The 13,043-nt window shown below is 51.9% G+C and carries 8 protein-coding genes; 3 read left to right on the top strand and 5 right to left on the bottom strand.

Annotation, left to right across the window (positions count from 1 at the left end):
- Positions 1–16: 16 nt before the first annotated feature.
- Together R6H26_RS24255 and R6H26_RS24250 are read left to right on the top strand one after the other, a co-directional pair.
- Complete coding sequence (locus R6H26_RS24255) at positions 17–1,033, top strand: CHAD domain-containing protein (RefSeq protein WP_404786238.1); 1,017 nt, start codon at positions 17–19, stop codon at positions 1,031–1,033.
- A 134-nt stretch (positions 1,034–1,167) separates the two neighbouring features.
- Positions 1,168–1,548, top strand: coding sequence for a cyclic nucleotide-binding domain-containing protein (locus R6H26_RS24250; RefSeq protein ID WP_404786236.1), 381 nt, complete (start codon positions 1,168–1,170; stop codon positions 1,546–1,548).
- Positions 1,549–1,594: 46 nt separating this feature from the next.
- On the opposite strand, the gene R6H26_RS24245 is transcribed toward R6H26_RS24250, so the two are convergent.
- The 3 genes from R6H26_RS24245 to R6H26_RS24235 all read right to left on the bottom strand — a co-directional run bounded on the left by R6H26_RS24245 (position 1,595) and on the right by R6H26_RS24235 (position 7,818).
- Positions 1,595–4,708 (bottom strand): caspase family protein, encoded by a 3,114-nt coding sequence (locus R6H26_RS24245; protein WP_404786234.1) that lies wholly within the window; start codon positions 4,706–4,708, stop codon positions 1,595–1,597.
- 271 nt (positions 4,709–4,979) lie between these two features.
- Entirely contained in the window at positions 4,980–7,499 is a 2,520-nt protein-coding gene (locus R6H26_RS24240) for a glycogen/starch/alpha-glucan phosphorylase (RefSeq protein WP_404786232.1), read from the bottom strand.
- A gap of 25 nt (positions 7,500–7,524) precedes the next feature.
- Positions 7,525–7,818, bottom strand: coding sequence for a DUF1816 domain-containing protein (locus R6H26_RS24235; RefSeq protein WP_404786231.1), 294 nt, complete (start codon positions 7,816–7,818; stop codon positions 7,525–7,527).
- A 339-nt stretch (positions 7,819–8,157) separates the two neighbouring features.
- On the opposite strand from R6H26_RS24235, the gene R6H26_RS24230 reads away from it, so the two are divergent.
- On the top strand, positions 8,158–11,898 hold the full coding sequence (locus tag R6H26_RS24230; protein ID WP_404786229.1) for a PAS domain S-box protein: 3,741 nt from the start codon (positions 8,158–8,160) through the stop codon (positions 11,896–11,898).
- A 13-nt stretch (positions 11,899–11,911) separates the two neighbouring features.
- Here R6H26_RS24230 and lspA read toward each other — a convergent pair whose 3' ends face one another.
- Together lspA and R6H26_RS24220 are read right to left on the bottom strand one after the other, a co-directional pair.
- Positions 11,912–12,436 (bottom strand): signal peptidase II, encoded by a 525-nt coding sequence (lspA, locus tag R6H26_RS24225; RefSeq protein WP_404791435.1) that lies wholly within the window; start codon positions 12,434–12,436, stop codon positions 11,912–11,914.
- Complete coding sequence (locus tag R6H26_RS24220; protein WP_404786228.1) at positions 12,427–13,038, bottom strand: biotin transporter BioY; 612 nt, start codon at positions 13,036–13,038, stop codon at positions 12,427–12,429. The genes lspA and R6H26_RS24220 overlap by 10 nt, the downstream gene beginning before the upstream one ends.
- Between the last annotated feature and the right edge of the window lie 5 nt (positions 13,039–13,043).

The following is a 13,043-nucleotide window of genomic DNA, read 5'->3' as shown; positions in this document are numbered from 1 at the left end:
CCGGAGGAGAGGCGATATGACAGATGAGATAAAATCTAACGCGGTTGAAAATGCATCGCCTGAGCGCGAAAAGCTCACCTTAGGAGAATTCGCTCTGGCGTCTATCCGGAAACATTTTCATAAGTCGATCGAGCACGAAGAAGATATTTTTCAAGATCTAGACCCGGAACCGCTCCATCAGATGCGGGTGGGGATGCGACGGCTGCGCACGGCGTCGATCGTGTTTGACCCGTTTGTAGCGCTTTCCAAAGATCTGGAACGCGATATTGCGAAGATTTCGAAAAGATTGGGAAGGGTTAGGGATTTAGATGTTTTAGGGCAATGGTTTCAAGATTTTATCGCTGACTCGACTTTAGATGAAGAGGAGTTGAGCAAAGTTGAAAAAACGTTGAAGCGCTTAAACCGTCAGCGTCAAAAGCAGTTTAAGCAAATGCGCGCGACGCTGCAGGGGAATCGATATCGTCAATTTGTGGAAGAATTTCAGACATGGCTGAAGTATCCCAGTTTTCGGGCTGGAGCTGAATGGCCGATCCAGCTCGTGCTGCCGGATTTACTATTGCCCTTGATCGACCAACTGCTCTTGCATCCCGGTTGGTTGGCGGCGATAGCCGGGCCTATCCAGCAATGGTCTTCCCAGGTGGCAGTAACCGATACTCAAGTCGAGATTTACCTTGCGGAGTACGGACCGATTTTGCACGACCTGCGGAAGCAAATCAAGCGAGTGCGTTACCAGACGGAGTTCTTTAAAGGCTTTTACGATTCGGCTTATACCGAGCAAACTTTAGAATTTAGAGCCATCCAAGACCTTCTAGGCCAACTGCAAGACAGTCAAGTGCTCGGCGACTTCCTTGAAAAAGCAGCGGGTTCGGACTGGAAAAAAGCCATCCCTTCGTTAGAACGCTATTTACAAAAGCAGCGTTTAGAACAATGGCAGCAATGGCAACCCCTTCAGCAAAAGTACCTCAATCCTGAATTCCGCCAACAATTACGCGCGCTTGTCTTGCAGCCGCGATGGAATATCGGCGAGGGGTAAACCCGCGATCGCACTCGATACGCGTTTTATGGCTAGGGTTTAGCCCAAACTTTAACCTTTTCTAAACCTTCCCTTAATCTCTTCGCGCTCCGTTTGCCTTTAAGCTACCTCTGGGCTTTTACAGGCAAACAACAATGATCGATCCAATTACAACGCTTAAGATCTTTCAGGAACAGCCAGATCCTCTGTCCTTTAAAGCCGGGCAAGCCATTTTCGAAACGGGCCAACCGAGCGATGTCATGTATGGCATTATCGATGGTGCAGTCGATTTAGTCATTGACGGTCGCATCGTTGAAACCATTGAATCCGGCAAAGTGTTTGGCGTTGCGGCTTTGATTGAAGCAGAGCCGAGGTTGTATGCGGCGATCGCCAAAACGGATTGCAAACTAGCGACGCTAGACCAGCAGCGTTTCTTCTTTGCCGTTCAGGAACTCCCGATGTTTGCCCTTGAGGTGATGCAAAGTTACGCCGCCCGCTTGGAACGGATGTGGGGTTTACCCAGTTCGTCTCAGTAATCTTCGCTGGATCGATCGAGGCACTCAGAGAATCGATGCAGTGCAATTAATGCTTTAAGACGCTCAGCAACTTGTTCTCTCTGGAGATCGCTAGCATTTGCCCGTCTGAACTGAACGCCGTTGCAGTTACATTGCTGGGCGAACCAGAAAATTGATAGATGAATTGACCCGTCTGGACATTCCACAACCGCGCCGCACTGCCTATACCGCTAGCGATGGTTTCTTTGTCCGGGCTAAAAGCCAGCGTTTGAAGGCTAGAAGAACCGATATCGATGGAGCGCAGCAACGTTCCGTCTTGAAGGTTCCAGATCTTGATCGTTTTATCCGTACTCCCACTGGCCAGCAGCGTGCCGTTACCGCCGATCGCCAAGGCAATAACGCGATCGGTATGGCCGGTCAGGGTTAGAGAGGGCTTGCCCGTCTCGATATCCCAGACGGTAATGTCTTTACTGGCTCCGGCACTAACCAGGGTCCTGCCGTCCGGCCCGAGGGCGATCGCTCGGATTGCGCCAGATTCGGGATTTAAAGTGCGGTGCAGGGTACCCGTGCCCGCGTTCCACAGCTTGACCGTACCATCTTCGCTCCCGCTAGCCACAAAGCTACCATCGGACGTAAACGCAACGGACCAAACCGTATTCTGATGCCCTTTAAATCGATGAATGCGATTCCCCGATGCAACATCCCACAGTTTGACCGCGCGATCGCCCCCCGCGCTGGCCACTTGGGTTCCATCAGAATTGAATGCCACGCTCCACAGGCGATCGGGGTGTCCCTGCAGATTAAAATTCAATTGCTGCGTTGCAACATTCCAGAGTTGGATCTTGCCATCCTCTCTACCCACCGCCAGCGTCTGACCCTTTGGCGCAAAAGCAAGCGCCCACACCGCACTTGACGGTTGCGCCACAGGCCGTACCGCTGCATTTTTCCAGCGCAAGCCTGTTTGACACTGCTGCAACAAGAGTTGAACGGGATCGGATAATTTCAGCGATTGAGGCAGCGCTTTTCCAAACGTCTCGCACTCATCGTATTTTTGCTGTTGAATTAAAGTCTCTAGCGTTTGCCGCTGCTGAGATTGTTCTTGCTTTTGACGGGCGTTAAAGAGCGATGTCGAAACCACAAACAACCCCATCAATCCGGCAAGAACTCCCGCCGCAACTTTTCCAGGTCTTACAGCCACCCAGCTTTGCACTGCATTCCAAGTGAAATGAGGGGTCTCAAGGGTCGCTAAGCGCTGCCTCGCTACGTTCGTCCAGCGATTTGCCTCGCTTGCAAGATGAGCGAGCGACCCTTGAATGGCGGAAGAAGCTTGGGCGTAGGACCTCGACCTTCGCTGGCGCGATGGCCTGCGCCCTTCCAGCGCCAAAGCGCCAGCGGTAGCTGCGACTGGGATTTGAATTGCACTGAGCTGCCGCAGAATCTCGGCTCTGATCGGCTCTGTATCGACATCCGTTAAACCGAGGGAATCTTGTAAATACGAAATTTGTTGACTGCTGCTGTTGCTTTTAGCAGGAACTTCTCTGTCCGTGCGGCTTAGAAAAATACGGGCGTACTGACGAAGTTTATTTTGATACTCTTTATAAGGCTTGAGCACCTCAGCCTTAATTTTGGAAGCTTCTACAGATTGAAGACCCAGGTTTTTCTGCAGGTCGTCGAGAATGAGCTTATTGACGAGAGATATTTGACCCTTCCTCGAAAAACGCTCGACTTCTCGACGAAATAACAGCCTCGGATCGTCCAGGGAGGCTTGAGCGATCTGAATCTGTTTTTGCTCCAGGAGACCGTACAGGGTGGGGCGCAAAGCGGGACTGGTCACTTGAACCTTTTGTTTCGCATAGGCGTGCCATTCCCCTAGGGAAATGATACCCGTCGATTTTGCATCGGCAATGCCGCTTTTGAGACCTTCAACTAAATAGTAAGTGTAGACCGAAGATTGCACTCCTTTTTGAACGCCCGTATCGTGAATCCCGGTTGAAGAGACCAAAATAGTTTGGCCGAGGCCACTCAATTGCTGCCGCACTGTCTCAAACGGCTTGCTGAGGTCGGGCTGATGGAGGGGATCTTCTTTGGTAATGCAAACATCGAGAATTAGTACCAACTGCCGCGCCGGACAGTCTTGCATGACAGCTCCTAGAAAATCGGTCGAAACAAACGTCGAGCGAACGATTTTACCTTGGGCGTTTCTTCGGCTGGCTGACGTACTCAGACACAGCGTTCCCTGGCGATCTAATATGGCATACCCCGAAAAATAAAGCAGCGCCAAACTTTCTGGAGGAGAGTTGGAGAGAAAATGTTCGATTCTCGCTGCCATTGTTGGGCTGTCGAGATTGAGGGCTGTATCGACTTCAGCAAAGTTGCCAATCTTCGGGTTGGACAACACCTGTCGGAGGGACTCGACATCTTTTTTGACGCCGGGAAGAGGCTGAATCCCCAACCCGTGTTCGCTGATGCCTATCAGGAGCGCAAATTTACTGCTCAAGCGAGGTACAAAGGATTCGGGCAGGGGGTAGCGTTCGAGGACAGAGGGAGATTTAGGCTCGTTCCGTTCGATATCCCGAGGCATCTGCCTTTGCGGGTTGCCGACAGCGCGGGTTGTCGTTGGGGCCACAACACTGCGATCGCCATTCTGACGCGTCTGGCTTTGCTGCGGTTCTTCAAACGGCACCATGCAATGCAGCAATTTTTTTTTGTAAAGCAGCAGGCGATTGAGGGCCGTCGTGCTTGAGGGAATGGGAACTCCAGCTCTAGTGGGGTCGTAATCGAGGGAGTCTGAAATCGTGAGGGATTCTAAAAGCGTGCCATTTTCTAGTCTATCGAGCGGTGTCGCTGGGCCGTTCTCTAAGCACTTAGAAATCAGTTCGAGCTGTGGGGCATCTAAGGGTTGAGTCGAGTAGTAACAAATAAAAGTAAAAATCAGCTCGTCTGGGTTTCGGACTGATTCGTCGCAATACACCCAACCAAATAGCAATTCGTCGGGCGCGAGCTGGTGGATGTATCCGACTCGGGTGTGCGATCTGAGCAAAGCCGGATCTTTTCGGTACGGAAGGACGATCGCCTGCATAAATGACTGTTGAATGGCTTCCGGCATCCTCGAGCTGGTCAGCGTTCTACTGCCAACACCGGAAAAATTTGTATGAACCAGCTGTTCAACAGACAAAGGCATAGTTTAACCCATGTACATCGACGGGGATGAGCAGTTTTAAAGGGATACTGAGCAATTATTCTTTATTACAGCGTTAACTTGAGGATACTCTAAATCATTTTAAGGACGTCTATTTTTTTTGAATAGGGCAAATTTGCGCGATCGCCCCCTCGCCCTTCGGAATTCCGCAGCGCAACCGTCGCGGACAAGCGTTTAAGGGGATTCAGGCAATGCGATCCCCTAACTAAAAACTAAAACAGACCGCCAAAACATCCCGCGCGTCAGCCATCGCTCATTGGATTTGGCAGCTGCCTGCATCGAACGGATATGCGGCCAAGTCGATCGGGACCGGCTCCACCTTCCAAATATCCCGACAGTATTCCCGAATCGCGCGATCTGAGGAAAATTTACCCATGCGGGCGGTATTGAGAATCGATTTGCGACTCCATTGGTCTGGGTCGCGATAGACCTGAGACACCCGATCTTGACAATCAATATAGGATTGATAATCCGCTAGCACTAGGAACGGGTCGTCAGACTGCAATCTGTCGAGGAGGGGTCGGAAGAGATCCCGATCGCCGTGGGAAAAGTATCCATCGGCGATCAGGTCCAATACGGCCTGGAGCATCTCGTTAGATTGGGAGTAGTCCTGCGGGCGATAGCCTCGCGCCTTGAGTTCGCAGACCTCCGCCGCGCTCAATCCAAACAGGAAGAAATTTTCGGCTCCCACTTCCTCGCGGATTTCAATGTTGGCACCGTCTAGGGTGCCGATGGTTAAGGCCCCGTTCATGGCAAATTTCATGTTGCCCGTGCCGGAGGCTTCCATACCTGCGGTTGAAATTTGTTCTGACAAATCGGCAGCGGGGTAAATTTTTTGGCCGATGGTGACGTTGAAATCGGGCACGAACGCGACTTTGAGGCGATCGCGGCTGACCGGATCCTTGTTGACGATCTCGCCCACGGCATTAACGAGCTTGATCGTCAGCTTCGCCATCGTATAGCTGGGGGCCGCCTTACCCCCAAAAATGAACGTGCGCGGCGTCATTTCCAGATTGGGATCGCGCTTGAGGCGGAGGTAAAGGGTTGCCACGTGCAGAATGTTGAGGTGCTGTCGCTTGTACTCGTGAATTCGCTTGACCTGCATATCGAACAACGATTGAGGATCGACTTGAATTCCCAAGCGTTTTTCGAGATAGGCTGCCAGGTCTTGTTTGATCGCGTACTTGACCTGTCGCCATTGCGCGCGGAACCCCGCATCCTCAACGTAGGATTCTAACTGCCTGAGATCCTCTAGGTGCTCGATCCAGCGGCTGCCAATTGCGTCGGTAATTAAATCAGTCAAACGGGGGTTGCTCAAAACCAACCAGCGGCGAGGCGTTACGCCATTGGTTTTGTTGGTAAATTTCTCTGGGAAAACCTCATAAAAATCCGCGAGCACGGTTTTTTTGAGCAGAGCGCTGTGGAGTTCGGCCACCCCGTTGATGGTGTGACTGCCCACGCAAGCAAGATACGCCATGCGCACGTACCGTTCGCCGCTTTCGTCGATGAGCGACAGCCTCGCCAAGCGATCGTTGTCGCCGGGGAACCGGAGCCGCACTTCATCTAAAAACCGACTGTTAATCTCGTAAATAATTTCGAGATGCCGGGGCAATAGGCTGCCAAACATGGCGATCGGCCATTTCTCTAAGGCTTCTGGCAAGAGGGTATGGTTGGTATAGGCAAAGGATTGTTGCACGATCGCCCAAGCCGCATCCCAATCCATCTGCTCTCGATCGAGCAACAGCCGCATGAGTTCGGCAATGGCGATCGCCGGATGGGTGTCGTTGAGTTGAAGGGCAAACTTCTCGTGGAATCGCGCCACGGGAAAGTTTTGGCCCGCGAGAATCCGAATCAGGTGTTGCAAGGTGCAAGAGACGAAGAAAAACTGTTGTTCTAAGCGCAGTTGTTTTCCAATCACTTTTGCGTCATTGGGATAGAGCACCTTCGTCAGGTTTTCGGACATCACCTTCTCGCGAACGGCTCCGTAGTAGTCGCCATCGTTAAACGCACTGAAGTTAAAAGACTCCGAGGCTTCTGCTTTCCAGAGTCGCAAGGTGTTGGCGGTGTTCGTGCGATACCCCAAAATCGGCGTGTCGTAGGGGATGCCTTTGATGGTTTGGCTGGGAATCCAGCGGATGCGATCGCGTCCGCGTTCGTCTCTAAACCGTTCGGTATAGCCGCCAAAGGGAACCTCCACCGACCACTCCGGGCGAGGAATTTCCCAAGGATTGCCGTAGCGCAGCCACTTGTCGGTGATTTCGACCTGCCAACCGTCTTTAATCTCTTGATCGAAAATGCCGAACTCGTAGCGAATCCCGAAGCCGAAGGCCGGAATCTCTTGCGTTGCGAGGGAATCGAGGTAGCAAGCCGCCAGACGCCCCAATCCCCCATTCCCCAATCCGGGTTCTTCTTCTTGTTCCAACAGCGCTTCAAAATCGATACAGAGATCCTCGACAGCACGTTTGACTTGGTCGTAAATCCCCAAGTTGATGAGGTTATTGCCCAGATGCGGCCCCATCAAAAACTCAGCCGACAGGTAGCATACGCAGCGCTGCTGGCGATCGAGGTAAGTGGCGGTCGTGCTCAACCAGCGTTTGAGGAGGCGATCGCGTACCGTGTAGGCTAGCGCCATGTAGTAATCGTTTTTGGACGCAAGTCTGGGAAATTTGCCCTGGATGTAAAAGAGATTGTCGAGAAATGCCCGTTTGAGCGTTTCTTGACTGAGTCCAGTGCGATCGTCTTCTACCCGGATTTGAATCTCTGGCGGTTGCATGGGGAAGGTTTAGAACTCCAAAGGTCTAGCGCATCACCAACGCTTCAAAGAAAGTGACCGGGCTCACTCTCAAATCTTCAATCGTTAGTTCGTTCTCATTAATCAACCGTTTGCGAGGCTGACAGAGCTTAGCCCGAGCGTACACGATATTTGCTTTTTCGGTCTCAAAATCTTCAAGATACTCGTGCTTGGCACATTCCGCTTGCGTCCGATCTTCAAACGGCCCGAAGTAGGAGATTTGGAGGGGATGGGTCGTGCCTACTTCTAGCCACCAACCGACGCTTAACGCGCTTTGAGGATTATCTACAGTTAAAGTCATCTTAAAACTCCGTGACAAATATTAAGGTGCGATTTTATTGCCGATTTCGCCGAACTCCTCACGCTTGTCTGGACTTTTAAAGCTGCAAACCCCTGAGCCGCAAACCCCTGCGATCCAGAATCGAGAATCTTATTCTCTATTTGCACAGTAATATTAAAAGATGAGGAACTTGTGGGGGCTGTCTTAAGATTGGGTAAATTTCACTCCCTTAAAACTCAAGACTCATCTCACTCAAACTGACCCTCGGCATTATTTAAATTTATTGCTTTTCTTTTTATAGATTTATGTCATCTAGATGGGAATACTGATCGAAACGGTCCCGATCTGAAGAGGTTTCCAATGCAGCCCAGCTATCCCGCATTAGCCCTCCCGGATTTAGAAAATGTTCTCGAACGCTCTCCTCTAACACTTTCGCCAGAGACTTCGGTATTGGAGTCGATCTCCCGGATGAGTCAGGTAGGCGGATCGCACTGCGACGTCGCGGGGGCCGAGCAATCTTCAGAACACTGCCCTATTGCGCCAGGTTGGAACAGTTGCGCGCTGGTCGTCGAAGCGGGCAAATTAATCGGGATTTTTACAGAACGGGATGTGGTGCGGTTGACCGTTGCAGGATTGGATTTGGCTGGCGCGACCGTTGCAGAGGTCATGACCGCAGAATTGGTAGCCCTTCACCAATCCGACGCGCCAACAGTCATGAACGCTTTAGCGCTCATGCGCCAGCACAATATCCGGCATCTACCCGTTATTGCCGATGACCGTCGACTGCTCGGCGTGGTGACTCCCTACAGCATTCACCAAGTTTTGCAGCCCGTCTACCTCCTCAAACTCCGCCTCGTCTCCGAGGTCATGACGCCCCAGGTCGCTCGCGCCCATCAAAGCACCTCAGTCTTAGAGCTGGCGCGGCAGATGGATGCTTCCTCTACCAGTTGCGTCGTCCTGCTGGAAAACGGCAAGCCCGTCGGGATCGTCACCGAACGCGATATTTTGCAATTTAAGGTGTTAGAACTCGATCTCGCTCGCACCCCGGCCCGTGCGGTCATGAGTACACCCCTATTTTTATTAGAGCCATCGGATTCTCTGTGGGAAGCCCATCAACAAATGCAGCAGATGCGAATCAGGCGACTGGTCGTGCAGAATCGCGCGGGGGAATTATTGGGCATTGTGACGCAGACCCATCTGCTCCAAGTCCTCGACCCCGTCGAACTTTACGATACCGTCGAGCTTTTGCAAGACCAGATTGAGGAGCGGAGTTTGACCGTCGAGGCTGCCAATCGCTCCTTGCATCAAGAGATCGGACAGCGAAGACACGTTGAAGAGACGCTCCGTCAAGAACAACTGAACTTAGAGAGACGGGTAGAAGAACGAACTGCCGAACTGTTAAGAACCAACGCCCGCCTGCAACAAGAAATTCAAGAGCGGCAGCGAGCGGAGGAAACCTTGCGCCACCATCAGCAAGATCTGACTGATTTTGTGGAAAATGCGCCCATCGGAATGCATTGGGTTGCAGGAGACGGGCGCATTCTGTGGGCAAACCAAGCCGAACTCGATCTGCTGGGCTACACGCGAGAGGAATATATCGGTCGCTCCATTGCTGATTTTCATGCCGACCAAACAGCGATCGCAGATATTCTTTGTCGCTTGACCGCCAATGAAACATTGCACGGCTACGAGGCCCAACTCCGCTGTAAGAACGGCGACCTGCGTCACGTCCTGATCGACTCCAATGTCCGGCGCGAAAATGGCGAGTTTGTCCATACTCGCTGTTTCACGCGAGATATTACAGATCGCAAACGCGCCGAGCTTTCACTGCGGGAAACGCTGAAATCTCTGGAATTTCAAAAATTTGCGCTGGATCGAGCGGCGATCGTCGCCATCACCGATCGCCACGGTGTCATCACGGAGGTCAACGACCAATTCTGCCAGATTTCTAAATACTCCAAGGCAGAGCTGATCGGGCAAACCCATCGCATTATTAATTCCCACCATCACCCGCCAGAATTTTTCCAAGACCTCTGGGCGACCATTACTAGCGGCAAAACCTGGGAAGGCGAGATTAAAAATAGGGCCAAAGATGGCAGCTTTTACTGGGTTTGGACGACGATCGTGCCTACCCTCGATCGGGACGGCCAACCCTTGCAATACTTAGCGATTCGATTTGATGTCAGCCCGCTCAAACGCGTTGAAGAATCGCTCAGAGAAAGCGAAAAACGCTTCCGCAGTCTGAGCGAATCGTCGCCGATCGGTATCTTTCAAACCGATGTCAACGGACGCTGCACCTATACCAATGCTCGCTGGCAGGAAATTTCCGGCCTGACGGCGGCAGACAATTTAGGAGAGGGATGGATTCAGTCCATTTATCCTGAAGATCGCGAGATGGTACTCGACACGTGGAACCGCTCCGTTCAGGAGAAATGCAATTATTCCTGCGAATATCGAGTAGAGAGATCTCGCGAAGAGATTCGTTGGATTCACTCGAATGCCACCTGTATTTATAACGAGAGAAACGAAGCGATCGGCTTTGTCGGGACCGTTGAAGACATCAGCGATCGCAAGCAAGCAGAAACCATCATTCTGGAGCAAGCCGCTCTGCTGAATATTGCCACCGATGCGATCGCGGTACGCAATCTAGACCAGCGGGTTTTATTTTGGAATAAGAGCGCCGAACGACTCTTTGGCTGGACTGCCGCAGAAGTGCGCGATCGCAACATTAACGAACTGCTGAACACCACCCCAGCAACAGCGCTGACCCAAGCCATTGAGGCCGTCGTCGCGAAAGGGGCATGGCAAGGGGAGCTCGTCAAGCTCAAGAAAGACGGCACCCCAACCGTTGTTGCCAGTCGCTGGACGTTGGTGCGAGACGAACAGGGGCAACCTAAATCCATCCTTACTGTAGACACAGACATTACCGACAAAAAATTGCTCGAAAAGCAATTTCTGCGCGCCCAGCGCATGGAAAGCTTGGGCACCCTTGCCGGCGGCATTGCCCACGACCTCAATAACATTTTGACCCCCATTTTGGCTGCCGCCCAACTGCTGCCGCTGACGCTACCTCACTTAGACGAACGCAACCAACGCATCGTCCAAATGCTCGTCGATAGCTCCAGGAGAGGCAGCGATTTAGTGCAGCAAATTCTCTCCTTTGCACGGGGGATGGACGGTAAACGCGTCGCATTGCAGGTGGGGCACCTTTTGGCTGAAATCGTCAACATTGCCCGACAAACCTTCCCAAAACAGATCCAAATAGAGCGAGATATCTCGACCAGGGAACTTTGGACGGTCTCTGCCGATGCGACACAACTCCATCAAGTATTCATGAATTTATGCGTTAACGCCCGCGATGCCATGCCCAATGGCGGAACGTTGAGTATTAGTGCAGAAAATTTCCTGGCAGACGAAAACTACGTGCGGATGAATGTAGAGGCCAAGGTTGGCGCCTATGTCGTCATTACAGTCTCCGATACGGGGAGTGGAATGACGCCAGAAACGATCGAACGCATTTTCGACCCCTTCTTTACGACGAAGGAAGAAGGGAAAGGGACCGGACTCGGATTGTCTACCGCGATCGGCATTATCAAGAATCATGGCGGGTTTATTAATGTCTCCAGCGAGGTGGGAGTAGGTAGCCGCTTTCAGGTTTTCTTGCCAGCAGCCGAATCTGAAGAACCCGGCCAATCTGCCAAAGCTTCCTCCGATCTGATGGGGAATGGTGAATTAATTCTGACGGTGGACGATGAAGCGTCGATTCGAGAAATCACCAAAATCTCCCTCGAAGCATTTAACTACCGCGTCATAACGGCAAAAGATGGCATTGACGCCCTAGCATTGTTCGCAGAGCAGCATCGGGAGATTCGCTTCGTCCTGCTCGATCTAATGATGCCATCCCTAGACAGCGCCACGATCGTTCGTACCTTACAAACGATCGACCCGCAGGTTCAAATTATTACCATGAGCGGCTTGGCAACTCATGAGTCGCTGGCCAATCGTACGAGTCAAAATGTGAAAGCATTTCTGGCGAAGCCTTTCACCGCTCAAGAACTCCTCCAAACCCTTCACGCTCTCAAAATGCCAGCTTCAGAATAGATCTCGATCGATTTCAGTCCGTAATCGATGGCGGCTTACTGGGGGTAGGTTTGCGCCAGAGCGCCACGAACAAACAAATCAGACCCACGTTGATCGCGACATCCGCGATGTTAAAGACCGGGAAATCGATCAGCCGGAAATCCAAAAAGTCTACCACGTGGCCCATTGTCAGGCGATCGATTCCATTTCCAGCAGCTCCACCGAGCAAAAAGCCATAGCCAGCCTGCTCCCAAGCGCGTAAGGGCGAACCGAATAAGCCGTAGTAAATCAGCGCCAACGTCACGATCAGCGATAGCCAGCGGAGCCAGCCTTCCCCCTGAAACATACTAAAGGCTGCCCCTTTATTGATCACGTAGGTAAAGTGAAAAACCCCTTTTATCAACGGCCAAGACTCTGGGGGATTGGTCAGCTCGAAGCGATCGACAACCCATTGCTTCGATAAGCGATCTAGCAAAAAACTGAGTGCGGCAGACAGCCAAAACATCGGATTTTTCTTTAATTTCACGACCCTATTCGCTTGATGCCCTGCTAGTAAAATAGTAAAACACGCAGAAGATACGCCAGCACTGCAACAGTGCAAACAATAATGAATTGACCGGGCAACGGGTAAATTGAATATTGCAAAACCGCATTCCACCAATTGACGGCAGTCACTCTAAACAGCGACAGCACGCTCAAATAGATGAGCCCGACGACGTGGATGGCCAGAAGCCCCCACAAACAGCTCATAATTAAGGTTTCAATGCGCCGCCGCTCTCGGAATGCAAAGGTGCCGCACAGCCAAGCGCCGGGGAGAAATCCGATCAGATAACCGAAGGTAGGTTCCCTTAAATATCCTAACCCTCCCCCCTGACCGAAGACCTGAAGACCGCTCAACCCTAAAGCCAAATAAGCAATTTGAGATAGAACTGCTGCATTGCGACCTGCCATACAGCCTACAAGCAAAATGGCGCCTACTTGCAGCGTAACCCCCAAAGAATACGTTTCGACCTGACTCCAGGCAGGCGGCCAAGAGAGTTGGGGGAGAGGGATCGCCACCTCAATGAAAGCGCCGCTAATCGTTAACAACAGCCCAATAATCGCCCACAGCAGGCTATCTAGGGGAGAGAGGGCCTGTTCGTCTTTAGCAGGTTGAGTCATGGGGG

Source organism: Altericista sp. CCNU0014, from assembly GCF_044923475.1.
GTDB lineage: Bacteria > Cyanobacteriota > Cyanobacteriia > Thermosynechococcales > Thermosynechococcaceae > JAAURS01.
This window is presented reverse-complemented; position numbering and strand designations above follow the sequence as displayed.